This window comes from Bradyrhizobium sp. USDA 4538, assembly GCF_024171045.1.
Classification (GTDB): Bacteria; Pseudomonadota; Alphaproteobacteria; order Rhizobiales; family Xanthobacteraceae; genus Bradyrhizobium; species Bradyrhizobium australafricanum.
The window spans coordinates 3,766,877-3,791,991 of record NZ_JALJZE010000001.1 but is presented as its reverse complement, the minus strand read 5'-3'; the positions used below and the strand labels follow the sequence as shown (position 1 = coordinate 3,791,991).

Genomic DNA, 25,115 nt, shown 5'->3' with positions numbered 1-25,115 from the left:
ACGAATGGTTATTGCTGAACGATGGTGGAACGACGAGTCCCGATCACAACATCTGCTGCGGCGTATGGGTCCCTGCTTTCGCAGGGACGACATCTGTTGTGCGGCAGCACTCGCCACCAATCGCCGCACACACCACGGTAAGGCCGGCCGCGCTCAACCGTCACCTCACCCGACCGTCAATTCATCGCCCCGGAGCGAGGCGACGTGCGGCGCTTGTGTTTTGCGGCGGGCGCTGCGGGCGCCGGTGTCGCTTCCTTCGCCCCGCCGATCCTGCGCAGCGCGGCGTCGGCGGCGCGCTCGCCGCTGTCCCAGGCGCCGTCGATCGTGCCCCACAGCGTCTCATGGGTGGCCTCGCCCGCGAGATACATGGCGCCGATCGGCTCGGCCAGGATCCGGCGCGAGAATTGTGCGCCGGGTGCAGCAGCCGACATCGCGCCCATAGTGAAGGGCTGTGCATTCCAGCGCGTCGCGCTGGTCTTCTTAACGGCGGCGCCGACCTCGCTGCCATAGAGCTTGGTCAGCCATTCCACCGCGAAAGCCGACATCGCCTGCTCGCCTTGCGCCGACAGGTCGCGGCCGAACGAGCCTGCGACGTCGATCGTGCACAGCGAAGAGCCTGCGATATTGCCGTAGAGCAGCGCCGTCTTGGTCGAATTGCTCTGCTCGATGATGACGTCATCGCGCGACAGCCCGAGCGGATTGCCGGGGATCTGCAGCGCGATGCGATCGTAGCTGCCGAGGCTGAGCTTGGCGGCGGCATCGAGCGCGCGCTTCGGAAGCTCCGGCGCGAATTTGATATTGCCGCTCGCAAGCACGTTGCTCGACACCGTGACGATGGCGGCACGCGCGGTGATCTTGCCGGAGGGCGTCTCGACCATGACGTCGCGATTGCTCCACAGGATACGCTGCGCCGGCGTCGACAGCGCCAGCGGCAGTCCCTCACCGAGCTTTGCGATCAGCGCGCCGAGCCCCTGCCGGCAGGCGATCGCGGTGTTGCGATCCTGCGCGCGCACCTTGTCGACGGCGGAAAGATCCTTCAGATCCTTGCCGCAGAAACTGGGCCCGAGCAGGAATTCCGCGGTGCCGGCCCAATCGCCGAGGTCCTTCGGCATCGCTGCGGCGCAGGCAATATCGGCCTTGCGCGCAGCGTCGTCGATCGCGCGATTGGCGCGCACCAGCGCCGCCAGAAACTCCTCGGTCTCGCCGGGACGGGCGTAGCGCCGGCCAATGCGAATCTTCTGCCCCGCAGGCGCCGTGACGATGTCGAGGCCCGCGGAGCGGGCCAGCCGGATCATCGGATTGGTCTCGGGATTGTGCATCCAGCGCGCGCCGCGGTCGAACGGCACGCCGAATGTCGACGCATCGGTCTGGCAGCGGCCGCCGACCTGGCCCGCCGCCTCCACCACGATCACCTTGCGGTTGGCGGCCGCGATCCGTCGCGCCGCGGCAATGCCTGCGGCACCCGCGCCGATCACGACGATGTCGGCCTCGCGCGGCGGCGGCGCAGCAAGCACCCGGCCGCCCAGCGCAGGCACCAGCGCGAAAGCTGCGGACGCCGACAGGAAATCGCGGCGGGTCACTGTCATGACATAGCTTCTGGCATGGTTTCCGGGGACTTGCGGAGAACGGGAACGCTTCGCGAACTGTGCCGCATCTCACCGACCGCAGCAACCATCATGGTAAATCAATCATGATTGATCCGCCGATGGCATGAACTAAATTGCAACAGCTTGCGACCATGATTAAGTGAAACACAAGCGGTCATAGAACCGCTGGGGGGAATCCATGGGCGTAATGCTCGATACCGTCGGTAAATGGATCGCGGGGTACCTGCAGAAGGAAGTGCCCGGTTACGAGCCGTTCACGCCGAGCGACCCGGACCATCTGCGGAGCATCATGCAGCCCGGCGACGTGCTGCTGGTCGAAGGCAACAACCGGATTTCCGGCATCATCAAATACCTCACGCAGTCGACCTGGTCGCACGCCGCGCTGTTTGTCGGACCGATCGACGGCGCGGTCGAGCCTGACGGCGAACAGCATGTGCTGATCGAGGCCAATATCGGCGAAGGCGTGACCTCCGCGCCGCTGTCGAAATATCTCGCTTACCACACCCGCCTCTGCCGTCCGGTCGGCCTGTCGTTCGAGGACCGCACCACGGTGTGCCGCTACGCCATCAACCGCATCGGCTTCGGCTACGACACCAAGAACATCGTCGATCTCGCGCGCTATCTGTTTCCGCTGCCGATCCCGCAGCGCTGGCGCCGCCGCATGATCGCGTTCGGCTCCGGCGATCCGACCAAGATCATCTGCTCGGCGCTGATCGCGCAGGCGTTCGACGCCGTGCGCTATCCGATCCTGCCCAAGATCACGCGCGCCGCCAGCCGCAAGGCGCGCCGCGAGATTCTGCATATCCGCGATTCCTCGCTCTACATGCCGCGCGACTTCGACATCTCGCCCTATTTCGAAGTCGTCAAACCCACCATCGTGCACGGTTTCGACTACACGGCCCTGCACTGGGCCGACAAGCAGAAGCCGCTCCAGGAGGTGGCGGGCGAATTCGGTGTGTTTCCAGAACGTAAGTCGCCGCCGCTTGTTCCTGAAGCGATTGACGAAGAGACGGCGCTTCCGGCTGCGGAAATGACCGCGGAAGGTCGCGCGCCGGTGTGACGATCAGAATGTTGCCGCAAGCGTCAGCCGAACGGCAAGCGGCTCGGCAGGATGCACATGGCGGTCGGCGACGCCATCGATCGGCTCGCCCGGCAGCCGCGACAGATAGTAGTATTCGATCTGGTTGGTCTGCGCGTTGAAGAGATTGAGGACGTCGAGCTGCAGCCGCATCCCGTTGTCGAATTTGTAGCCGGCGCGGGCGTTGACGATGAATGACGACAGCGAGCGCACGCTGTCATCCTCGATCAGCGGGCGCGGGCCGAAATAGCGGGCGCGCAGGCTGCCGAACCAGCCGGTCTCGCGGCCGAAGGTGACGCCGCCGCTGGCGACCCGTGCCGCCGCACCCGGAATGAAATTGCCGGCCGGATCGACATCCGTGAAGCGGGCGCGGGTATAGGCGAGGTCGAAATCGAGGCTCACCCACGGCAGGAGCTTGTACTGGTTGGTCCACTCGACGCCGACGCGCCGGCTCGGCCGGCTCGGCTCGGTGGTGCCGGCATCGCCGACGAACAGCAGCTCGGAATCGAAATCGAGCACGAACACGGCGAGCGACGAGGTGAGGCCGTCGATCGCCCTGGTGCGGATGCCGAGCTCGGCGCCCTTCGAGCGCACCAGCAGCGGCACGCGCTCGAGCGGCGTCACCTTGTCATTGGGATCGACGGTGATGGTCGCGCCCCTGATGTCGTTGGAATGCAGGCCGAAGCCGGCATTGCCGTAGAACTCGGTCCTGGACCAGGGGCCGAGCACGATGCCGGCCTTCGGGCTCGTCATCGCCGCCCGGGCGTTGCCGGAATTCTGCGGCGTGTCGCTCAGCACATGGCCGGCGAAATAATCCTCGCGGATGCCGACCGTGGTGCGCAGCCAGTCGGTCCAGCGCGCGGTGGTATCGGCCCACAGCGCGACGCTGCCCTCCTGCACCTGGTCGTTGCGCACGGTGGACAGGATCTCGCGCTGCGCGGTCTTGAACAGGCCGACATTGATGTCGTCGTAGCGGGTCTGCACGCCGACCCGGGTCTGCGTATCGATGCCGGCGAAGCGAAGGTCGAAAGCATGGCTGGCGTCGAGGCCATAGACGGTGCGCCTGTCGGTCTGGCTGAACTGGTCGCCGTTGACGGGGTCGTCGAGGAAATAGGTGAAGTTGTTGTCAAGCTGCAGCGAGGAGCGGATCACATAGGCGTTGAGCTTGCTCTGCCCGTAGTCGCTGGACTGCGCCCAGTTGCCGGACAGGCTGAAGCGGCTGGCGGTGCCGCCATCGGTCGGATCGAGCGTGCCATAACGGCCGATCAGGCCCTGGTCGATCGCACGTTGCGCGACCTGGTCGGTCGAATTCCAGCCGTTGGAATAGGCCATCGCGGTCAGCGAGAAGCCGTCGGTCGCGGTACCCTGGCTATAGCGCAGTACGCCGTTGAGCTTGCGAATGTCGTCGGGCACGTCCCACGGGCCATTGTATTTGTTGGCCTCGAAGGCTGCGAGCAGCGTGCCATCGCCGGCCTTGGCCGAGCTGGCTGCCATCGCGCGCTGATAGCCGAAGCTGCCAACCGTCAGCTCGGCGATGCTCTTCGGCAGTCCGTTCAGATAATTGATGTCGACCGCGCCGGCGGAAGCGAAGTCGCCCTTGTCCGCGTAGTATGGACCCTTGCGGACGTCCATCGACCGGATCAGCTCCGGGATCAGGAAATTGATATCGGCATAGCCCTGGCCGTGACCGTGGGTCGGCATGTTGACCGGCATGCCGTCGATGGTGATGGCGAGGTCAGTGCCGTGATCGAGATTGAAGCCGCGCAGAAAATATTGATTGGCTTTGCCCTCGCCGGAATGCTGAGTGACGATCAGACCCGGCACCACCTCCAGAACTTCGCCGACGCGCGAGATCGGCCGCGCATTCACCTCGTCGCCGCTGATCTGCCGCGCGCTGGCGGCGGTCGGTTGCAGATCGGACGCGGACACGGTCGCCGAGCCGCCGGTGATTCCGTCGCTCGCAGCGGTGGGCTGGCTCGGTTGGAGCGCTGCGGGCTTGCGGCCGCCGCCGGCTACACGGCGCGGACGCTGGGACGGTCTGGCGTGCCTGGGTGGCCCCTGGTCCGGCAACGTTACCGTCACCGGCGGCAACTGGCCGGGCACGGTGGCGACCGTCTGCGCTTCGGCGGCCGGCGCGAATGCTGCAATGGAGGCGGCGGCGGGAAATATCCGCAATGCAGTACGACGCAACGCCCATGCCCCCGCATGATACCTGTTACAGTCACGCGACGACCGCACCAGTCCAACCAACCCCGGCAAAGCGACGCTAGCAAGCACAGTATGACGTTACAAGAAAAATGTCATACCGCCAGGCAATCGAGCCACCACGGATAATCCATGCAACGCATCACCATCACCATCGAGGATGACCTGCTCGCGGAGATCGACGCCGCCGCCGAGGCGCGCGGCTATCAGAACCGCTCCGAGATCATCCGCGATCTCGCACGCGCTGGCTTGCAGCAGAGCACGGAGAACGCGCCGTCAGGGCAGTGCGTCGCCGCATTGGTCTATGTCTACGACCACGCCGCGCGCGATCTGTCGAAGCGGCTGGTGCAGAATTTCCATGGCCATCACGACCTGTCGCTGGCGACGCTGCACGTCCATCTCGACGACGACAGCTGCATGGAGGTGACGGCGCTGAAGGGTGCCAGCAGCGAGGTCCGCCATCTCGCCGATCACGTCATCGCCGAACGCGGCGTGCGTTACGGCCGCGTCGTGATGATCCCGACCGCCCCGGACAAGAAGCCGCGCAAGCGGGGGCACGGGCACGATTGAGAGCGTGTCGTCTCGTAGCCCGGATGGAGCGCAGCGAAATCCGGGAAGCTCGGTCCGCGGGCGCGAGGCCCCGGATTGCGCTGCGCTCCATCCGGGCTACGCAATGAGTACGCTACGCCGCCCTCGCCTTGGTGCCGCGCGGCAGGCCGGCGCGGGCGAGGCCGCCATAGAGCGCCTCGTTCGGCATCTCCGATTTCAGGATCGCGCGCACCTCGACCAGGCGATCGAGATCGATGCCGGTCGGAAATCCCTTGCTCTCGCAGAGAAAGACGAGGTCCTCGAACACGACATTGCCGGTGGCGCCCGGCGCGAACGGGCAGCCGCCGAGGCCGCCGAGCGAGCCGTCGAGCACGCGGGCGCCCTCATCGAGCGCGGCGGAAGCATTCGCGATGCCCATGCCGCGGGTGTCGTGCAAATGCACGCAGACCGGCTTCGATCCCGCGATCTTCACCGCGCCCCGCGTCAGCTCGCCGACCTGCTTCGGCCCGGCATAACCCACCGTGTCCGCAATCGCGACCATGTCGACGCCGACCTCGTAGAGCTTCTCGGTGAGGCGCAGCACCTCGTTCGGATCGACGGGACCGACGATCGAGCAGCCCAGTGCCATCGAGATCGCGGCATTGACCAGGGGCTTGTGCGCGCTGGCATCGCGCAGCTCGCAAAGCCGCTTGATGTTCTCGATCGCGGATTCGCGCGAGCGGTTGGCGTTGGCCTGGCTGTGCTCCTCGGTCGCCGATATCACCGAGGCGATCTCGGCAACGCCGGTGGCCAGCGCCTCGTTGACGCCGCGCTCGTTCAGCGCCAGCGCGACGCCGTGCGCCCCGGGCAGCGCGGCGATGGAGGCGACCACGTCGCGGACATCGACGAATTGCGGGAAGGTCTTGGCCGGCAGGAACGAGCCGACCTCGAAATGGCGCACGCCGGCGGCGTATTCATCGCGCACCCAGCGCTGTTTCGCCGCGGTCGACGGGAACGTCTTCACGAGCTGCAGCCCGTCGCGCAGGCCGACCTCGCGCAGGCTCACCTTGTCGGTGGGATAGATATCGTGGACACGGGTCATGTCAGCCTCACGCAGCGTTTCCGGTTGATGAAATCTTCTGTTGTGCGAGCTCGGCGCGCACCGCTTCGGTATCGGCACCGAGCACCGGCACCTTCAGACCTTCGCCGATATTGCGGCCGTTCCATTCGAGCGGCAGCGCGGGGACGCGGAACGGCTTGCCGTCGGCGTTCACGTTGTTGACCAGCCCGCCGGGACGCAGCACATGCGGATCCCCGAGCAGATCCTCCGGCCGGTTGATCGGCGAGAAGCAGATGTTAAGCGCGTCGAGCCTCGCCGAGAGATCCGCCACGTTCCAATCCTTGACCACCGCGGCAACGCGCGGAATGATCCGGTCGCGCGCCATGATGCGGTCCGTGGTCGAGCGCAGCGTCGGATCGTCGGCGAATTCCGTGAGGCCGAACTCGCGGCAGAAGCTCTGCCAATGACCTTCGGTGACGACGCCGATGAAGATGCGATCGCCGCCGGCGGTATCGAAGATGTCGTAGATCGGCCAGGCATGCTCGCGTTCCGGCATCGAGCGCGGCTTGCGTCGGGTCATCTCGTACTCGACCATGTGCTGGGCGACCAGGAACAGGCAGTTCTCGAACAGGCCGATGCGGATGTCAGCGCCGCTCCTGTCGCCGCCGCGTTTCTGATAGAGCGCGGCGAGGATCGAGATCACACCGAACATGCCGCCCATGATGTCGTTGGCGGAGGAGCCGACGCGCTGCGGCTTGTCGCGCGTGCCGGTCATCGCGGCGAGCCCCGACATCATCTGCACGACCTCGTCGAGCGCCGGCCGATGATCATAGGGACCGGACAGAAAGCCCTTGTGGCCGGCGATGATCAGCTGCGGATATTTTTGGCGAAGCTCCTCGGCGCCGAGCCCCTGCTTGTCGAGCTGGCCGTCGCGAAAATTCTCCAGGAACACGTCGGCGCTGGCAAGCAGCCGGTGCATCGTGTCACGGTCCTCGGGCTTGGCGAAGTCGAGCACCACGCTGCGCTTGCCGCGGTTGAACAACGGAAAGAACGAGACTCCCATGCCGCCGAGCGAACGGGTCTTGTCGCCGGCGGGCGGTTCGACCTTGATCACCTCGGCGCCGAGTTGCGCCAGGATCATGCCGCAGGTCGGCCCCATCACCATGTGGGTCATCTCGACGACCCTCACGCCTTCCAGCGGCAGTCCGTTCCCGGTCATCGGTTTCTCCGTGCTCGTTGCGCTCTTGTTCTGACGCGTTTCTTCACGCGAACCGGTACCGCTTCGCTCGAAAACGCTTTGTGATCGGCGCAGGTTAGGCTTCCGCACGCTATCTGAAAAATATAATCTGTCGAATAGAGTATTCGTGGTTCTAGAACGCTGAACCCTCATGGATTCGCGCCAGCTTCGCTATTTCATCGCGGTTTACGAGCAGCGCAACCTGTCGCGGGCGGCGGATCAGGCCAACGTCGCGCAATCCGCGCTCAGCCACCACATCGCCAATCTGGAAGCTGAATTCGCCACGCCGCTGTTCGAGCGCAAGCCACGCGGCATGGAACCGACCGCGGCGGGCGAGCGGCTCTATGAACATGCCCGCATCATCCTGCGCGCGATGGCGGCGGCCGAGCGCGAGATCAAGGAAGGCGCCAGCGTGATCGCCGGCGATATCTCGATCGGCATGGCCAATTCCGGAATGAAGGCGATCGGCGTGCCGCTGATGCGCACCGTGCTGACGAAATATCCGAACCTGAAGCTGTCGCTGACCGAGAGTCTCTCCGGCGCGACGCTGCTGCATCTGCTGAGCTCCGAGGTCGACCTCGCGCTGGTCTACAATCCGCCGTCGGAAAAGGACCTGATCGCCGAGCCGGTGCTGGAGGAACAGATGTTCTGCGTCGGCACCGAGAAGCTGATCGGCAAGAAGACGCCAATTCCCTTCGAGGAGGTGACGCGGCTGCCGCTGATCCTGTTGCGGTACGGACTATCGGCGCGCGCACTGCTGGATGATCCCGTGCTGCTGAAGCGGCTCGAGGCCAATGCGATCATGCATCTCAACTCGACCAGCGGCATGATCGGCGCGCTGACCGCGGGTTTGGGCTGCACGATCGCGACGACGCATTTCGTCAGTGAGCCGTTAAAGGCACGATTGCTGGTCGCGCGCGAAGTCATCGAACCAAAACTGACCCGCACGCTCTATCTTTGCCGCTTGCGCAATCGCCCGATGACTTACGTCATGGAGGAGATGTGCCGCCTGATCCGCGCCCTGATCGCAGACCAGGTGGGCCGCGGCGCCTGGGAGGCGACGCTTCTGATCTGAAGCGCTTTCAAGCGAAGCGGGCACCGTTCGCGTGAAGCAAGCGCGTCAGAAACAGCGCCATCGAAAATATCGAACGATTCCTTCGATATGTTCGTCTGGATTTCTGGCTTCCGGCTGCCAAACATGCGCGACCGGTACGCCTTCGCAAGAAGGGCGGCCGTTGCACCATTCGGGGAGGACCATCATGAGCGCCGTCGAACTCGGCTCGGTCGCCGATCTTGCCACCACGACAAGCGGACCCGACGAGATTTCGCGACGGCTCGAGGCGCTGCCCACGTCCGGCTACGTCTGGCGGCTGGTGATCCTGCTCTCGCTCGGCGGCTGCTTCGAAATCTACGACCTGTTCTTCACCGGCTATATCGCGCCGGGCCTTGCTCGCAGCGGATTGATGACCACGACGACGCAGGCGTTCTTCGGCTTCTCCGGGATCGGCGCCTTCGTCGCGGCGACCTTCGCCGGCCTGTTCATCGGCACCTTCTGCCTCGGCTTCCTCGCCGATCGCTTCGGGCGCAAGGCGGTCTTCACCTGGTCGCTGCTGTTCTACAGCGCCGCATCGGTGATCATGGCGTGCCAGACCACACCCGGCGGCCTGCTGCTATGGCGCTTCATCGCCGGGATCGGGATCGGCATCGAGGTCATCACCATCGACGCCTACATCACCGAGCTGGTGCCGAGCTGGATGCGCGGCCGGGCGTTTGCGATCAACCAGGCGGTCATGCTTTCGGCGGTGCCGATCGTCGCCGCGCTGTCGTGGTGGCTGGTGCCGCTCTCGCCGCACGGCATCGACGGCTGGCGCTGGGTCGTGCTGATCGGCGCCGCCGCCAGCATGATCATCTGGGTGCTGCGGCTCTACGTTCCGGAAAGCCCGCTCTGGCTGGCCCGCCATGGCCGCGCCGCCGAAGCCGAGACAATCATGCGGACGCTCGAAGCCGCATCGCCGACGGCGGCGCCGCGCCCGATCGCCACGGCGGCGATGGTGCCGGCACGTGCGCCGGCCGAGACCGGCTATGCCGACCTGTTCAGGCCGCCCTACGCCTCGCTCGTCGTGCTGTTCATGATCTTCAATCTCTGCCAGGCATTCGGCGTCTACGGCTTCTCCAACTGGGTTCCGGCGCTCTTGGTGCAGAAGGGCATCAACGTCACCAAGAGCCTGCAATATTCCTTCATCATCGCCTTCGCCTATCCGCTCGCGCCGCTCTTGGCCGCGACCTTCGCCGACCGCTTGGAGCGCAAATGGATCATCTGCGGCGCGGCCGCGGCGATCTCGGTGTTCGGCCTCGCCTTCTCGCAGCTCACCGAGCCGGTGCTGCTGATCGCCAGCGGCGTGCTGGTGACGGGGGCCAACATGACGCTGTCCTACGCCTATCACGCCTACCAGACCGAGGTGTTCCCGACCGCGATCCGGGCGCGCGCCGCGGGCCTCGTCTATTCGATGAGCCGGCTCAGCGCGACCTTCTCCGGCTTCATCGTGGCGTTCATGCTGAAGGAGGCCGGCGTCGGCGGCGTGTTCGGGCTGATCACCGCGGCCATGGTCATCGTGATCATTGCTATCGGTGTCTGGGGGCCGAACGTCCGCGGCAGGCCGCTCGACGCCTAGAGCATTTCGTTCGAAAACGCTCTCACCGCGGCACAAACGGCACTTGCCGAAGCCATATTGGGTGTCTACCTCTCGCGGGTCATTTGTGCAGAGGTAGCCCAGTCATGTTAGCCGCCGCCGTCAAGGCGCTTTCGCAAATCCTGTCGCCGCCGATGCGCTCGATCCTGTGGCGCTCGATCGGGCTTGCGCTGGTGCTGATCACCGTGCTGGCGATCGGATTGCAGCGGCTGCTGAGCTGGTTTGCCGACTATGGAGAGGTCTGGGCCGAAGGCATGCTCGGCCCCAACTTCCATTCCACGCTGCACGTGCTGTCCTGGATCGTCTCGATCTCGGCGGGCCTTGGCGTCGTGCTCGGCGGCATCTTCCTGATGCCCGCGATCACCTCGCTGGTGGCGAGCCTGTTTGTCGACGACGTCGCCGACCATGTCGAGCGCGAGCATTATCCGGCCGACCATCCCGGCGTGGCGCTGCCGGTCACGCTCGCGACGATCGAGGGCGTCAAGACCGCGCTGCTGACGATCCTGGTCTATCTTGTCGCGCTGCCGTTCGTGCTGTTCGCGGGCGCGGGCTTCATCATCTTCTTCCTCGCGACCGCCTGGCTGCTCGGCCGCGAATATTTCGAGCTTGCGGCGATGCGGTTCCGCTCGCCTGATGACGCCAAGGCGATGCGCAAGGAGAACGCGGCGACAGTCTTTACAGCGGGCCTGTTCATCGCTGCCTTCGTCTCGATCCCGATCGTCAACCTGGCGACGCCGCTGTTCGGCATGGCCTTCATGGTGCACATGTACAAGCGGCTGTCGGGCCCGCGGCGCGAGCTGATCGAGCCGGCGCGGCGAACCAACGTGTCCTCGGTCTAGGTGGTATCCGGAAGCTCGGGCAGCGATGCCGGCACCCGATCGCTTGCGAAGGGCACGAGCAGCAGTCCGACGATCGCCACGCAGGCGAGCATCGCCCATGCCTCGTTCGCGGTGAGTGCGAGCGAGGCCCGTTCGACCAACGGCCGGATGAACGCCACCGTTGCATCGTCCGGCAGACCCGGCGGGCGATCGATCAGCAACTTCGGATCGAGCCCGATCGCCTGCGCCGCGGTGACATCCCCCGCCAGCAGGCGCACGCGGAAATCCTCGCCATACATTGGGCTTCGCCCATAGAGGATGGTATCGATCAGAGCGATCCCGATCGCGCCGCCCAGATTGCGCATCAGGTTGAACAGTCCGCTGGCGTCGGCAATTTCCGCCTCCGGCAGCGCGCCCAGCGCAATGCGCGTCGGCGGCAGCAGGCAGAACATGATCGCGACGCCGCGCACGACCTGCGGCCAGAACATCTCGCCAAAATCCGCCGTGCGCGGCTGAATGGCGCTCCAGCCGAGGCCGAGCGCGAACAAGGCGAAGCCCGCACCGGTCAAGCGCCGCGCGCCGACGCGGCTTTCCAGGATCGCCGCAAGCGGCGCGGCGACGAGCTGCGCAACCCCCGTGACCAGCATGATCGTGCCGATCTCGAAGGCGTCATGGCGGCGGACGAAACCGAGGAATACCGGCATCAGATAGGTCGATCCATACAGCCCAATGCCGAGGCAAAAGCTCAGTGCGCAACCGATCGCGAACGGACGCCGCTTGAAGAGCGTCAATTGCGCGATCGGATAGGCCGCGCGGAGCGTGCGCCGGATCAGCAGCGCCAACCCCGCAATGCTTCCGATGAGCAGGCCGAGGCAAGGCATCGAGGCCCAACCGCGTTGCGGCGCTTCCTTCAGACCGATCATGAAGCTTGCGAGCGTCGCTGCGAGCAGGACAAGCGACCATTTATCCAGTCTGGAGAACGCCCGAAGCTGCACGCCTTCCCTCGGAAGCAGCAACGGCGTGACCGCGGCTGCCACCGTTCCCGGAACCAGATTGATCAGGAACAGCCATGGCCACGACCAGGTCTGCGTGATCCAGCCGCCGACGACGGGTCCAACGGTCGGCGCGAGCACCGCGACGACGCCGCCGATCGTGGTGGCCACCGGATGAAGCCGCGCCGGGAACAGCGTGAACACGGCGGAGAACACTGCGGGGATCAGCACGCCGCCGGAAAATCCCTGCAGCACGCGAAACGCCAGCAGCGCGGCAAAACCGCCGCTGAGGGCGCAGCCGACCGAGGCGGCAGTGAACAGGCTCACCGCAAGCGCGAACAGCCATCGCAACGACAGCGCATGCGTGAAGAGGCCGGTCAGTGGGATCGCGATCACCTCCGCGATCAGATAGGCGGTCTGGATCCAGCTCATCGCCGCCGGCGAGATCGCTAGCGCGCGTTGGATCGTCGGCAACGAGGTTGCGACGACCTGGATGTCGAGAATCGCCATGAACATGCCGAAGCACATCAGGAGGAAGCCGGCCCAGGTCGCAGCCGATGGGCTGTCGGTTCGGTGATCCGCCTTGCTCATGGCGTGCTTGTGCGTGGCCATTCGGAAACGGTGAGCGCGCGGTTCTCGATCCGAATCCGGACCGCAAGCAGCGCGAGATTGAGGAGGGTGAAGATCAGCGCCAATCGCGGCAGGTGCAGCGCGAGGGGTAGCAGCGCGATTTCACCAACCACGACGGCGTAGTTTGGATGCGGGAAATATCGGTAGGGCCCGGATGCGACCAGTGGCGCGCCCGGCAGCACGACGATTCGCGTGGTCCATCGCGGCCCGAGCGCGGCGAGGATCCACACCCGCAAGCCTTGCAGCAGCAGAAAACCCGCCAGCGCGGCCAGATTGACGTCCTGGTCGCGGCCCCAGATCCACAGCGCGGTCAGCCAGCCGGCGTGAACCAGGACAATGAGCGGGTAGTGATTGGCGCCGACCTCGACCGCGCCCCGTGCGAGAAGCCGCTCCGTGTTGCGACGTGACAGCACGAGCTCGCCGAGACGCTGCAGCGTGACCAGCGCGAGGATGACCGACGCGAAGCTCACGCCGCGTGCCTGAGCGCAACGCAGCTGAGCGTGAAGCCCGGCCCGAGCGCCGTGAGCAGCGAGCGCGGCGGCAATCCCTTGGCGCAGGCTCGTTCGAGAACAAAGAGAACCGTCGGGCCTGACATGTTGCCGCAAGCCGCGATGACGTCGCGTTCGTGATCGAGCGTGCCCTGATCGAGCGCGAGTGCCCGCTCCAGCGCGGCGATGACCTTGGCGCCGCCGGGATGGCAGAGGAAGCGGTCGATGTCATCGGCGGTCAGCTGCATCCGCGCCAGGATTTCGGCGACGGCTGGTCCAACATGGTCGCGGACGAAATCCGGAATGGTTCGCTGAAAGACCACGCCGAATCCTTCGGGATCGACCGTCCAGCCCATGATGTCGAGCGTATCCGGCCACAGCTTTTCGCCCGTCGCCTCGATCCGAGTCGCACCACCGTCCCCGGCACGCAGCACGATCGCGGCCGCGCCATCGCCGAACAGGCTGGCCGCAACGATATTTGCCTTGGTGAGCTCGTCGTGCCGGACCGCGAGCGTGCAGAGTTCGAGCGCAACCAGCAGCACGTTCGCTCCCGGCCGCGCTTCGGCCAGCCGCGCCGCGATCGACAGGCCCGACACGCCGCCCGCGCAGCCCAGGCCGAACACCGGCACGCGCGACACATCCGTCCGCAGACCGAGCTTGCCGGCGACGCGCGCCTCCAGCGTCGGCGTGGCTATACCCGTCGAGCACACCGTGACCACGATATCGATGTCCCGGCCGGTCAGGTCGGCGCGCGCAATCGCCTTGCGGGCCACGTCGACGTACAGCGTCTCCGCGCCCTCCAGGAACGCCAGCGTTCGCTCCGGCCAGCCGCGCCGTTCGAGATACCATTCGATCGGCTTGACGCCGTAGCGATGCTGAATGCCGGTGTTGGCAAACAGGCTGGAGAGCGTCTCGAACTCGGCATAGCGGTCGGCGAGGAGATTGCGCGCGGCCTGCAGGACCTGTCCCTGATGGAATAGATGCGGTGGAACCGCCGTCGCCAGGGAAACAAGCGCGGCCGTCTGCTTCATCTCGATCATCGTGGCTCCAATTCCCCCGCTCTTGGAACCGCGCGATGAGCAAAATATTTCAACACGCCTGCGACATAGCGCGAGCGCCGCATTCACTATAAATTGACCCGATAAGTTGACCTGGCGCCGATATCCGCGCCGCCTCTTCGCAAATCAGGAAGCGGTGGCGCCCAGCCTGCGCATCACGCTCTTCACCAAGCCGAGCGGCAGCGGCGACAACGGGCCCTGCGGCGCGCGCGTGATCAGGGCGACCAGGACCAGCGCCAGGATCGCGAGCCAGAAGCACAGCCAGAAGCCGTCGATATAGGCGAGCGTGTTGGCCTCGCGCTGCACCAGCGCCGCCAGCGTGCCGACGGCGCGCCCCGTCGCTGTCCCGATGCCGTGGCCGGAAAATTCACCTGCCAGCCGCTTCAGCAGGTTCACGACGTCGATATCGCCATTCTGGACGTGCTGTCCGAGATAGTTCGAATGGATCTGCTCGCGGACCCGCAGCCAGGTCCCCATCAGCGCGACGCCAATCTCGGCGCCGCCGAGGCGCATGATCTGGATATAGGCCGCGAACGCCGTCGCCCGCGACGGATCGGAATTCGACAGCGCCATGATGATGATCGGCAGCAGCGTGAACGCCTGCCCGATCGACGTGAGCAGGACGATGCCGACAAAGTCGTCGCGTGCCCAGACATGGCTCAGCTGCGTGCCCCACAGATTGGCGGCCGCGAATGCAGAGAAGCCGAGTACCACGACGATGCGCGGATCAAGGTGGCGCAGCAGCAGAATCGAGATCGGCACCAGCACGAACATCGGCAGCGCGCCGTAGGTGAACAGCAGCACGCCCGACTGCTCCGGCCGCAGCGCGCCGACGGTGCCGAGGAAGTTCGGCACCAGCGACGAATTCGACAGGCTGGTCAGTGTGTACAGCAGGATGACGACCAGCGAGAGGCCGATATTGCGCGAGAACAGCACGTTGAAATGCGCCCACGGCCGGCGCGCGACCATTTCGTTGATCATGAAGGCGACAATCAACAGCCCGCCGCCGATCAAGAGCGCCATCACCGTGCCCGACGACAGCCAGTCCAGTCGGTTGCCCTGATCGAGCCCGGCATAGACCATCGACACCCCGGCGCCGAGCAGCAGCATGCCGCCCCAATCGGCATGGTGCAGCAGGTCGCGATTGACGGGTTCTTTCGGGGTGCCGAGATACACCATCAGCCCCATCAGCGGCGCGATCACCACGCCCTGCCAATACAGCCACTGCCAGCCGAGATGCTCGACATAGAAACCGACCAGCGAGCTCGAGGAGTCGAGCGCGAAGCCGACGCGGATCGAGTACATCGCAATCGCCGGCAACCACCATCGGATCGGCAAATTGCGCAGGATGATCATCAGCGTCGCCGGCACGAAGGTGCCGAGCAGCATGCCGTGGGCGATGCTGAGCGCGATCAGCGTCGTGTAGTCGCGCACGAACGGAATAGTCAGCGAGACCGCGGCATAGACCAGGCTCGGAATGCCGAGCACCCGGCGCAGGCCGAACACGGTGGCAAGCCAGGCCACCGCAGGCGCGACGAAGATCTGCGAGCCGATGGCAGCCGTCGAGAGCCAGGCGCCCTCGTCGAAGCTGAGCGAGAACGCGCCGCGCAGATCGGGCAGGCCGACCGAGGTCAGTCGGCTGTCGAAATTCGCCAGGAACGCGCCGAGCAGCACGGCGACGACCGCGAACAGCGGATAGCGCGCAACGTCGCCGCGCGAGACCGGACCACGGTCGCGGTCATCACTTTCCGCCATTGGCGACCGCCTCGCCGGTGTCGATCCGCGTGACGACCGACATGCCCGGCAGCAGGCGCTCGAGCAAGGGCTGGCCCTTGTCGAACTGGATCCGCACCGGAATGCGCTGCACCACCTTGGTGAAATTGCCGGTGGCGTTATCGGGCGGCAGCAGCGCGAATTGCGATCCGCTCGCCGGCGCGATGCGCTCGACGACGCCGCGCAGCTTCTGGCCCGCGAACGTATCCACGGTGACCTCGACCGGCTGGCCCGGCTTGACGTTGGTCAGCTGGGTCTCCTTGTAGTTGGCGATCACATAGACGTTCGGCAGCGGCACGACGTTGATCAGATTGGCGCCGATGTTGACGTAGTCGCCCGGCTGGACCTGGCGCTCGCCGGTGACGCCGTCGAACGGCGCGACGATCTTGGTGTAGCCAAGCTTGAGCTTGGCCGATGCCAATAGCGCCTTGGCGGCGTCGAGGTCGGCGGCACGCTGCTTCTTGGTGCCTTGCAGGACCTCGAGCTGATGGCGCTGTGCCGCGATGACAGCGCGGCTGGCGCGCACGTCGGCCTCCGCCTTGGCGTAGGATGCGGTCGCCTGCTCGAGCCGCTGCCGCGTGCCGGCGTCGGTTTGCGACAGCGACTGCTGACGCTCTTCCTCCTGGCGTGCCAGAGTCTGCTGCGCCTCCGCGGACAGCCGCGCAGCTTCGGCCTGCGCGATGGTCGCATATTGCAGCTCGACCTGGTTGTTGAGGTTGTCGAGCACGGCCTGCGCACCGACCACGCCGGCCTCGGCTTGCGCCACCTGCGCCTGGTAATCGGCCGGATCGATCTGCACCAGGAGATCGCCGGCCTTGACGTGCTGGAAATCGGAGACGGCGACGGTGAGCACCTCGCCGGACACGCGGCTGGAGAGCTGGGTCAATTCGGCGCGCACATAGGCATCATTGGTGGTCTGGATCGTGGCGCTGCCGACCCAGGCATCCCAACGACTGGTCGCCACCGCGACGAACACCAGCGCGACGAGCACGGCAAACAGCGGAATCGCGAAACGGCTCCAGAAGCCGCTTGCCGAAGGTTGCGGCTTGGCAGGTGCCGCAGCAGGCGCGGTCTGGCTGGCGGGTGACGGACCATCTTCAACCTGCTCTGCCACACCGCACTCCCTCAATCACGCACCGGAACAACCGACGAACCTATCACGCGAACCGATATCCACTTCGCTCGAAAACGCCCTGATAGCACATGACGACGATCATGCCTCAGACGGTCTTTTCCGGCCACCGGCAGAGATCATTGATCAGACATACGTCGCAACGTGGACCGCGGGCGAGGCAGGTGTAGCGCCCATGCAGGATCAGCCAGTGATGGGCGTGCAGCATGAACTCGGTCGGGATCACCTTCTCCAATCCCAGCTCGACCTCGAGCGGCGTCTTGCCGGGCGCGAGCCCGGTGCGGTTGCCGACGCGAAACACATGGGTGTCGACCGCCATCGTGTGCTCGCCGAATGCCATGTTGAGCACGACATTCGCGGTCTTGCGGCCGGCGCCGGGCAGCGATTCGATCTCGGCGCGCGTGCGCGGCACCTCGCCGCCGAACTCGGCGATCAGCTTCTGCGAGAGCGCGATGACGTTCTTCGCCTTGTTGCGATAGAGCCCGATGGTCTTGATGTAGTCGCGCACCCTGTCCTCGCCGAGCTCAAGCATCTTCGCCGGCGTGTCGGCGACCGCGAACAGCGCTCGCGTCGCCTTGTTGACGCCGGCGTCGGTCGCCTGCGCCGACAGCACCACCGCAACGAGCAGCGTGTAGGGGTTGAGGTGCTCGAGTTCGCCCTTGGGTTCGGGATTGGCTTGGCGGAACCGGTCGAAAGCCTCGTAGACCTCCTCCGATGTCCATGGCTTCGGCTTTACCGTTCGCTTGGCGGCCGTCTTGGCCGCCTTCTTTGCCTCGCGTTTGGGCAGCAGCCTTGCCGCTTTCGCAGGCTTCTTCTTCGGAGCAGATCGAACGCTTGATGTGCTGGCGCGTTGAGAGCGGATGATTTTGGCCATGAACCGGATATACTGAGACGCCATGACCGCAGGCAACGACTTTGATCCGGGCGAAGACCTCAGGGCCGATGACCTCGCGGATGATGCCGCTGAGGCCGAGCCCAAACTGTTCTCGGCATTGCTGACGCCGCACCGCTCGCTGAATCGCACCGGCTTTATCGTGCTGATGTCGTTCGTCACCGTGGTCAGCTTCATCGCCGGCGCGGTGTTCTGGTGGCTGGGCGCCTGGCCGATCTTCGGCTTCTTCGGCCTCGACGCGCTGGTGATCTATTGGGCGTTCAAGGTCAATTTCCGCTCCGCCAAGGCGAGCGAGGAGATCACCGTCACACCGTCGGAACTGCGGGTGCGCAGGATCAGCCATCGCGGCCATGTGGCCGAATGGGTGCTCAATCCGCTCTGGGTGCGGTTCGAACAGATCTCGCATGAGGAGTTCGGTATCGAGCGGCTCTATCTGGTCTCCCGGGGCCGCCGGGTCAGCGTCGGCAGCTTCCTCGGCCCGGACGAAAAAGCCAGCTTCTCCAAGGCCTTGACGGCGGCGCTCAACGCCGCGAAACGCGGCCCGACTTACAACCCCATCCGCTAGTGTGCTGAATGCGAAGTTCGTGCGATTTCGCGGCAACCACTTTCACGAACTTCGCATTCATAAAGCACACTAGAATCAAAGGTTTGCAAGTGTCCTTATCGAATCCGAAGTTCGCTCCGAAGGTGCGGCAAATGATGCGAACTTCGGATTCGGGACACTAGTCGAGCTTACTTTTGAGCATGATCTCGTCGGAAAACCGGTCCCCACTTTTCCGGATCATGCTTGTCAGAAATCGGGTGGTTTGGACGCGCCATGGCTCCTAAATCAGACACCATGATGACACTCGCCATACACGACCAGCGCCTGGCCAAGCCGGGCCTCCAGAGCGCCGCGCTGCGCGACTATGACTCGGTTCGGCGCGCCATCGCGTTCATCTCGGAGCATTGGCGCACACAGCCGACCATCGAAGCGATGGCCGATGCCGCCGCCGTCACGCCGGATGAATTGCACCATCTTTTCCGCCGCTGGGCCGGGCTGACGCCGAAGGCCTTCATGCAGGCGCTGACCCTGGACCACGCCAAGAACCTGCTGCGCGATTCCGCCAGCGTGCTCGATGCGGCACTCGACTCCGGCCTGTCAGGGCCGGGACGGCTGCACGACCTGTTCGTCACGCATGAGGCGATGTCGCCGGGCGAATGGAAGACCGGCGCAGGCGGCATGACGCTGCGCTACGGCTTCCATCCCTCGCCGTTCGGCACCGCGATCGTGATCGCAACGGATCGCGGGCTTGCGGGGCTTGCCTTCGCCGATCACGGCGACGAGCAGACCGCATTCGCCGACATGAAGCGGCGCTGGCCGAACGCGACCTATGTCGAGGACACCGACGGCACCACCGCGCTGGCGCAGCGCGTGTTCGATACAAGGTTGTGGCGGGCGGACCAGCCGCTGCGCGTCGTTTTGATCGGCACCGACTTCGAGGTGCGGGTGTGGGAGACGCTGCTCAAGGTCCCGATGGGCCGCGCGGTCAGCTATTCCGACATCGCCTGCAAGATCAACAGCCCGAAAGCCTCGCGCGCGGTCGGCGCCGCGGTCGGCCGCAACCCGGTGTCGTTCGTGGTGCCCTGCCATCGCGCACTCGGCAAAAGCGGCGCGCTGACCGGCTATCACTGGGGCATCACCCGCAAGCAGGCGATGCTGGGCTGGGAAGCCGGCCAGGTCGGATTGCACTAACCTCTATCTCGTCATTCCGGGTTCGATGCTGCGCATCGCCCCGGAATGACAACATCAAACCTCTACCCCGCGAGATCGACCTTGGACGCAACGGTGGAATCGGCATTGAGCCGATAGACCACCGGCGCGCCGGTGGCGAGCTCGCGCTTGAGGATCTGCTCCGGCGTCAGCCTCTCCAGCACCATGATCAGCGCGCGCAGCGAATTGCCGTGGGCGGCGATCAGCGTGCGCTGGCCGCGCAGCACGCCGGGCAGGATCTCCTGCACGTAATAGGGCAGCGTGCGCGCCAGCGTATCCTTCAGGCTTTCACCGCCGGGTGGCGGCACGTCGTAGGAACGGCGCCAGATCAGAACCTGATCCTCGCCCCACTTCTTGCGGGCGTCGTCCTTGTTGAGGCCGGAGAGATCACCGTAATCGCGTTCGTTGAGCGCAAGGTTCTTCGTGGTCGGCAAACCGGTCTGGCCGATCTGCTCCAGCATCAGCTTCAGCGTGTGCTGCGCACGGGTAAGATCGGAGGTGAACGCGACATCAAACGACAGGCCCTGCGCCTTCAGCTTGCGGCCGGCCTCGTTCGCTTCGTTGACGCCCTGCTCGGTGAGATCAGGGTCCTTCCACCCGGTGAACAGGTTCTTCAGATTCCAGTCGCTCTGACCGTGACGAACGAGCACAAGGAGACGATCACTCATTTCAGATTCCGTTTTCGCTTAGCTGGATTTCATTCCGTCGAGCGGTGTCAGTCGCTCAACCCGAGGACGTCGGCCATCGAATACATGCCGGGCTTCTTGCCATGCGCCCACAGCGCTGCCTTCAGCGCGCCCTGCGCGAACAGCGCGCGATCCTCTGCATGGTGCGAGAGCGTGATGCGCTCGGAGGGGCCGGCAAAGATCACGCTGTGATCGCCGGCCGCAGTGCCGCCGCGCAACGAGGCAAAGCCGATATCGCCCGCGCGCCGCGCACCGGTGAGGCCATCGCGGCCGCGCGCCGAATGCTGATCGAGCGCGATTCCGCGTCCCGCGGCCGCGGCTTCGCCGAGCATCAAGGCGGTGCCCGACGGCGCATCGATCTTGGACTTGTGGTGCATCTCGAGAATTTCGATATCGAAGCTCTGGTCGAGCGATTGCGCGACGCGCTTGACCAGCGCGGCGAGCAGATTGACGCCGAGGCTCATATTGCCTGACTTCACCACGATGGCGCGATTGGTCACGCTGCGGATCACCGCATCGTCGGACGGCGACATCCCGGTGGTGCCGATGACGTGAACGAGGCCGCGCTCGGCCGCGATCGCGACGTTGGCGATGGTCGCGGCCGGCACGGTGAAATCCAGGATGCCGTCGGCGCCGGCCGACATCGACCACAGATCGGCCGACAGCTTGACGTCATTGGCGGGGAGGCCGGCGAGCACACCGGCGTCCTTGCCGAGCAGTTCCGAGCCCGGTGCTTCCAGCGCACCGACCAGCACCGCCCCCGGGGTTTCGGAAATCACCCGCGTCAGCGTGCGGCCCATCCGGCCGCCGGCTCCCGCAACAATCAGACGCATGTCAGCCATGGCTCACCTCTCCACGCGATATAGCGAGCCAAGGCTGTTCCGGCAACCGAACCGGCCAACCCGCGATCAGGGCTGCGGGCCGTCATAGCCCTCGATGATGATGAGGTCGGCGATCGAATGCGGCTGCCGCACCTTGATGTTGGCCTGGTATTCCGGGGAGTTGTAGCAGGCCATCGCGGTTGCGTAGTCGGGAAATTCGATCACGACATTGCGGGAGCGGCTCTCTCCCTCGACGCAGTTGAGCTGGCCGCCGCGCACCACGTAACGGCCGCCGAACTTCTTGAAGATCGCAAGGTTGGCCACCGCGTAGGGCTTGTAGCCCTCGTCATTGTGAACGTCGACGCGTCCAATCCAGTATCCCTTCGCCATCTCTGTTCTCCCTCTTGTTGTTCAGGCGAGCGCCTGGGCGATTTCGGCGTGAATGGCTTCGGCTGATGCCTTCGGGTCGGCGGCTTCCATCACCGGACGTCCGACCACGAGATAGTCGGCGCCGGCGGCAATGGCGCGAGCCGGCGTCATGATGCGCTTCTGGTCGCCGGTTGCCGAGCCCGCGGGTCGGATACCCGGCGTCACCAGGTTCATCTGATCGCCGACGATCTTGCGCAAGGCGGCGGCCTCCTCGGGCGAGCTGACGAGGCCGTCAACGCCAAGCGCCTGCGCCTGTTTGGCGCGCGCTTCGACGAGATCGGAGACGTTGAGGCGATAGCCCGCCGCATGCAGATCGGTGTCGTCGTAGGAGGTCAGCACCGTCACCGCGAGGATCTTCAGGCCGGAGCCGGCGCGTGCCTCGACCGCCGCCTTCATGGTCTGCGGGTAGGCATGCACGGTGAGGAAGGTCGCGCCGAGCCCGGCGACGCTTTCGACCCCGCGCGCGACGGTGTTGCCGATGTCGTGCAGCTTCAGATCGAGGAAGACCTTCTTGCCGCTGCCTGCAAGCTGCTTCGCCAGGATGAGGCCGCCGGCATAACCGAGCTGATAGCCGATCTTGTAGAAGCTGACGGCATCGCCGAGCCGGTCGATCATCGCCTCGGCGCTGGCGACGGACGGCAGATCGAGCGCCACGATCAACCGGTCTCTTGGAGCGATCCTGGCTGGCTGCATGTCACCTCACATCATGCGTTGAGAATGGTCGATCAGCTGCCGTACCAGCGCGCGCATCGCGTCGATGTCGGCTTGGTGCTTCAGATGATCCATATCGTCGTAGGCCTGCTCGGCAAATGACAGCGCGAGCTGGTTTGGGATCACGGTGGCGCGGCACGCCGTCAGGATCAGGCGCAGCGCAGCCAGCGCGCGGGTGCCGCCGAGCCGGTTGCCGGATGCGGCTGAAATCGCGAACGCGCGGCCGTGGAACACCTGACCTCGCACCTCATGCGGATCCTGCACGCGGCTCACCCAGTCGATCGTGTTCTTCACCAGCGCCGGCACCGAGGAATTGTATTCCGGCGTCACGATCAGCACGCCATGATGGACGCCGATCATCCGCTTCAGATTCACGGCATGCTGCGGCACGCCGGATTTCGCCTGCAGGTCGCCGTCATAGATCGGCAGCGGAAAATCGCCGAGCGAGATGCGGGTGACGTCGGCGCCGGATTGCGCCAGTTCGTGCGCCAGCACGGCAGCCAGCTTCGCATTGAGCGAGCCTGACCGAAGCGATCCGGGGATCACGAGGATTTTCAGCGCGGACATTTTGAAATCGCAGGTATGGCGCACGCCCGGCGCGACGGCGCCGGGTGGTCAGCCCTTGCGATACACCCAGACCCGCGCGGGCGGAAGGTTCATCCAGATCCGCTCGGAGGCCTCTGTGGACACGCCCGGCAGCGACTTCGGAATCGGAGGCACCACCGAATAGGTGAACTGAATGAACGGCGCGCCGGGTGCGAGCGCCAGGAAGGCGTCACGGACCAGCCTCAGGCGGGTCAGCATCGGCTTGGTGACGAGCGGCAGGCCGGAGACCACGGCTGAGGCGGGAGATTTAAGTACCTCCCACAGCGTATCGCGCAGCGTATAGGCATCCCCCTGGACGACCCTGGCGTGCGGATAGCGTTCGCGCAGCAAGGCGCAGAAGCCGGGATTGTATTCGACCAGGACGAGACGCTTCTGATCCACGCCGTGCTCGATCAGCGCGTTGGTGATCGCCCCGGTGCCGGGTCCAAGTTCGACGACCGGCCCCTCGGCGTCGGGATCGACATATTGCGCCATGGTGCGGGCGAGCAGCCGTCCGGACGGCATCACCGCGCCCATATGCAGCGGCTTCTCCATCCATGAACGGAGAAATCGAACCTCGTCGTCGAGACGGAGGGGCTTCTTCGACGCACGCACGGACGATTGCAAAGGCATGTCGCTACCAGGCGGGGACCGCACAATCGAGCGGTTGTCAGAAAACAGTCACAAAGACGTATAGGTCGAAGTCGTTACGGTCAAGCATAACGACTGCGGCTAGACGGAGCGATTGCCAAAGAAGTCCTTGACCTTAGAGAAGAAACCCGCGGCCTCCGGCTGGGTTGCGCCGGACGACAGCTTTTCGAACTCCATCAGCAGTTCTTGCTGCTTCTTGGTCAGATTCTGCGGCGTTTCGACCACGACCTGGACATACATGTCGCCGGTCTGGCGCGAACGGAGCACCGGCATACCCTTTGATGCGATGCGGAATCGCCGGCTGGACTGGGTGCCGGCCGGCACCTTCACCTTGGTCTTGCCCTTGTCGATGGTCGGCACCTCGAATTCACCGCCGAGCGCTGCGGTCACCATCGAGATCGGCACGCGGCAGTGCAGGTCGGCGCCGTCGCGCTGGAAGAACTGGTGCGTGGTCAGCGACAGGAAGATGTAGAGGTCGCCGGGCGGTCCGCCGCGGACACCGGCCTCGCCTTCGCCGGCGAGACGAATGCGGGTGCCGTCCTCGACGCCCGGGGGAATGTTGACCGACAGCGTGCGCTCGCGCGTCACCCGGCCGGAACCGGCGCAGGAGGTGCAGGCATCCTCGATCATCTGGCCGCGACCCTGACAGCCGGGACAGGTCCGCTCCAGCGTGAAGAAGCCCTGGGCCTGCCGGACACGGCCGGCGCCGCCGCAATGCGAGCAGGTCTTCGGCTTGGTGCCGGCCTTGGCGCCGGTGCCCGAGCAGGATTCGCAGGTGACCGAGACCGGAATCTCGATCTGCGCGGTCTTGCCCTGGAAGGCCTCCTCGAGCGTGATCTCCATGTTGTAGCGCAGGTCGGCTCCGCGCTCGCGGCCGCCGCTGCGACGCTGCCCGGCCATGCCGAACAGGTCTTCGAAAATGTCGGAAAAGGATGAGGCGAAGCCGGCGCCGAAGCCGGGGCCGCCACCGCCCATGCCCTGCTCGAAAGCGGCATGGCCGAAGCGGTCATAGGCGGCGCGCTTGTCGCCGTCCTTCAGCACCTCATAGGCTTCGTTGATTTCCTTGAATCGGACTTCGCTGGTGGCGTCGCCCGGATTCTTGTCCGGATGCCATTTCATCGCGAGCTTGCGGAAAGCCGATTTGAGCTTGGTCTCGTCCGCGTTCCGCTCAACCTCGAGGGTCTCGTAATAGCAGCGCTTGGTGGACATCCTTCAATTCCGTCCGAAGTTCATCGCGATCGCCAAAGATTGCGCTGACGATTGCGTCAAGGATTGCGCCTGTCTGGAAGAT

At 65.2% G+C, this 25,115-nt stretch carries 24 protein-coding genes; 7 read left to right on the top strand and 17 right to left on the bottom strand.

Annotation, left to right across the window (positions count from 1 at the left end; all coding sequences use genetic code 11):
* Positions 1–176 precede the first annotated feature (176 nt).
* On the bottom strand, positions 177–1,586 hold the full coding sequence (locus tag J2R78_RS17065) for an NAD(P)/FAD-dependent oxidoreductase (protein ID WP_253605765.1): 1,410 nt from the start codon (positions 1,584–1,586) through the stop codon (positions 177–179).
* Positions 1,587–1,785: 199 nt separating this feature from the next.
* On the opposite strand from J2R78_RS17065, the gene J2R78_RS17060 reads away from it, so the two are divergent.
* Positions 1,786–2,667, top strand: coding sequence for a YiiX/YebB-like N1pC/P60 family cysteine hydrolase (locus tag J2R78_RS17060; protein ID WP_253605764.1), 882 nt, complete (start codon positions 1,786–1,788; stop codon positions 2,665–2,667).
* A 3-nt stretch (positions 2,668–2,670) separates the two neighbouring features.
* Here J2R78_RS17060 and J2R78_RS17055 read toward each other — a convergent pair whose 3' ends face one another.
* On the bottom strand, positions 2,671–4,875 hold the full coding sequence (locus tag J2R78_RS17055) for a TonB-dependent receptor (protein WP_253605763.1): 2,205 nt from the start codon (positions 4,873–4,875) through the stop codon (positions 2,671–2,673).
* A gap of 147 nt (positions 4,876–5,022) precedes the next feature.
* Here J2R78_RS17055 and nikR point away from each other — a divergent pair, with 147 nt between their 5' ends.
* Positions 5,023–5,460 (top strand): nickel-responsive transcriptional regulator NikR, encoded by a 438-nt coding sequence (gene nikR / locus J2R78_RS17050; protein WP_225642498.1) that lies wholly within the window; start codon positions 5,023–5,025, stop codon positions 5,458–5,460.
* Positions 5,461–5,572: 112 nt separating this feature from the next.
* On the opposite strand, the gene J2R78_RS17045 is transcribed toward nikR, so the two are convergent.
* On the bottom strand, positions 5,573–6,520 hold the full coding sequence (locus J2R78_RS17045) for a hydroxymethylglutaryl-CoA lyase (protein WP_253605762.1): 948 nt from the start codon (positions 6,518–6,520) through the stop codon (positions 5,573–5,575).
* Positions 6,521–6,527: 7 nt separating this feature from the next.
* Positions 6,528–7,697, bottom strand: coding sequence for a CaiB/BaiF CoA-transferase family protein (locus J2R78_RS17040; RefSeq protein ID WP_253605761.1), 1,170 nt, complete (start codon positions 7,695–7,697; stop codon positions 6,528–6,530).
* A gap of 169 nt (positions 7,698–7,866) precedes the next feature.
* Between J2R78_RS17040 and J2R78_RS17035 the strand changes: the two genes are divergently transcribed.
* The 3 genes from J2R78_RS17035 (at position 7,867) to J2R78_RS17025 (ending at position 11,244) form a co-directional block, all read left to right on the top strand.
* On the top strand, positions 7,867–8,790 hold the full coding sequence (locus tag J2R78_RS17035; RefSeq protein ID WP_092081141.1) for a LysR family transcriptional regulator: 924 nt from the start codon (positions 7,867–7,869) through the stop codon (positions 8,788–8,790).
* A 184-nt stretch (positions 8,791–8,974) separates the two neighbouring features.
* A complete protein-coding gene (locus J2R78_RS17030; protein ID WP_253605760.1) occupies positions 8,975–10,387 on the top strand; it encodes an MFS transporter in 1,413 nt (470 codons plus the stop codon).
* A 104-nt stretch (positions 10,388–10,491) separates the two neighbouring features.
* Positions 10,492–11,244, top strand: a complete 753-nt coding sequence (locus J2R78_RS17025; RefSeq protein WP_057020368.1) for a sulfate transporter family protein — start codon at positions 10,492–10,494, stop codon at positions 11,242–11,244.
* On the opposite strand, the gene J2R78_RS17020 is transcribed toward J2R78_RS17025, so the two are convergent.
* The 6 genes from J2R78_RS17020 to nth form a co-directional block, all read right to left on the bottom strand.
* The gene (locus J2R78_RS17020; RefSeq protein WP_253609841.1) at positions 11,241–12,743 is read right to left on the bottom strand and encodes a DHA2 family efflux MFS transporter permease subunit; all 1,503 of its coding nucleotides are present in this window, start codon (positions 12,741–12,743) and stop codon (positions 11,241–11,243) included. The two genes, J2R78_RS17025 and J2R78_RS17020, sit on opposite strands and share 4 nt — an antisense overlap.
* Positions 12,744–12,802: 59 nt before the next feature.
* A complete protein-coding gene (locus tag J2R78_RS17015) occupies positions 12,803–13,315 on the bottom strand; it encodes an isoprenylcysteine carboxyl methyltransferase family protein (protein ID WP_253605759.1) in 513 nt (170 codons plus the stop codon).
* Positions 13,312–14,364, bottom strand: a complete 1,053-nt coding sequence (locus tag J2R78_RS17010) for a type III polyketide synthase (protein ID WP_253609840.1) — start codon at positions 14,362–14,364, stop codon at positions 13,312–13,314. The genes J2R78_RS17015 and J2R78_RS17010 overlap by 4 nt, the downstream gene beginning before the upstream one ends.
* Before the next feature lie 153 nt (positions 14,365–14,517).
* Positions 14,518–16,146, bottom strand: a complete 1,629-nt coding sequence (locus J2R78_RS17005) for an MFS transporter (RefSeq protein WP_253605758.1) — start codon at positions 16,144–16,146, stop codon at positions 14,518–14,520.
* On the bottom strand, positions 16,133–17,278 hold the full coding sequence (locus J2R78_RS17000; protein ID WP_168856183.1) for an HlyD family secretion protein: 1,146 nt from the start codon (positions 17,276–17,278) through the stop codon (positions 16,133–16,135). Before J2R78_RS17000 ends, J2R78_RS17005 begins: the two co-directional genes overlap by 14 nt.
* A 106-nt stretch (positions 17,279–17,384) precedes the next feature.
* Positions 17,385–18,170: an endonuclease III gene (nth, locus tag J2R78_RS16995; RefSeq protein ID WP_253605757.1), complete on the bottom strand. Its 786-nt coding sequence runs from the start codon at positions 18,168–18,170 to the stop codon at positions 17,385–17,387.
* A gap of 22 nt (positions 18,171–18,192) precedes the next feature.
* Between nth and J2R78_RS16990 the strand changes: the two genes are divergently transcribed.
* Positions 18,193–18,753, top strand: a complete 561-nt coding sequence (locus J2R78_RS16990) for a DUF2244 domain-containing protein (RefSeq protein WP_253605755.1) — start codon at positions 18,193–18,195, stop codon at positions 18,751–18,753.
* Positions 18,754–19,026: 273 nt separating this feature from the next.
* On the top strand, positions 19,027–19,923 hold the full coding sequence (locus J2R78_RS16985) for a bifunctional helix-turn-helix domain-containing protein/methylated-DNA--[protein]-cysteine S-methyltransferase (RefSeq protein ID WP_028335763.1): 897 nt from the start codon (positions 19,027–19,029) through the stop codon (positions 19,921–19,923).
* 62 nt (positions 19,924–19,985) lie between these two features.
* Here J2R78_RS16985 and J2R78_RS16980 read toward each other — a convergent pair whose 3' ends face one another.
* The 7 genes from J2R78_RS16980 to dnaJ all read right to left on the bottom strand — a co-directional run bounded on the left by J2R78_RS16980 (position 19,986) and on the right by dnaJ (position 25,033).
* Positions 19,986–20,609 carry a 2,3-bisphosphoglycerate-dependent phosphoglycerate mutase gene (locus J2R78_RS16980; RefSeq protein ID WP_253605753.1) on the bottom strand — a complete coding sequence of 208 codons (624 nt, stop codon included), beginning with the start codon at positions 20,607–20,609 and terminating at the stop codon, positions 19,986–19,988.
* 47 nt (positions 20,610–20,656) lie between these two features.
* The gene (gene dapB / locus J2R78_RS16975) at positions 20,657–21,469 is read right to left on the bottom strand and encodes a 4-hydroxy-tetrahydrodipicolinate reductase (protein WP_016841511.1); all 813 of its coding nucleotides are present in this window, start codon (positions 21,467–21,469) and stop codon (positions 20,657–20,659) included.
* A 66-nt stretch (positions 21,470–21,535) separates the two neighbouring features.
* A complete protein-coding gene (locus J2R78_RS16970) occupies positions 21,536–21,838 on the bottom strand; it encodes a DUF1330 domain-containing protein (protein ID WP_028335765.1) in 303 nt (100 codons plus the stop codon).
* A gap of 21 nt (positions 21,839–21,859) precedes the next feature.
* The gene (gene pyrF, locus J2R78_RS16965) at positions 21,860–22,570 is read right to left on the bottom strand and encodes an orotidine-5'-phosphate decarboxylase (protein WP_253605751.1); all 711 of its coding nucleotides are present in this window, start codon (positions 22,568–22,570) and stop codon (positions 21,860–21,862) included.
* Between the two features lie 6 nt (positions 22,571–22,576).
* Complete coding sequence (locus tag J2R78_RS16960; RefSeq protein ID WP_253605750.1) at positions 22,577–23,155, bottom strand: NADPH-dependent FMN reductase; 579 nt, start codon at positions 23,153–23,155, stop codon at positions 22,577–22,579.
* Positions 23,156–23,203: 48 nt separating this feature from the next.
* Positions 23,204–23,806, bottom strand: coding sequence for a class I SAM-dependent methyltransferase (locus J2R78_RS16955; protein WP_026192052.1), 603 nt, complete (start codon positions 23,804–23,806; stop codon positions 23,204–23,206).
* Between the two features lie 99 nt (positions 23,807–23,905).
* Positions 23,906–25,033 (bottom strand): molecular chaperone DnaJ, encoded by a 1,128-nt coding sequence (gene dnaJ, locus J2R78_RS16950; protein WP_050383491.1) that lies wholly within the window; start codon positions 25,031–25,033, stop codon positions 23,906–23,908.
* Positions 25,034–25,115 lie beyond the last annotated feature (82 nt).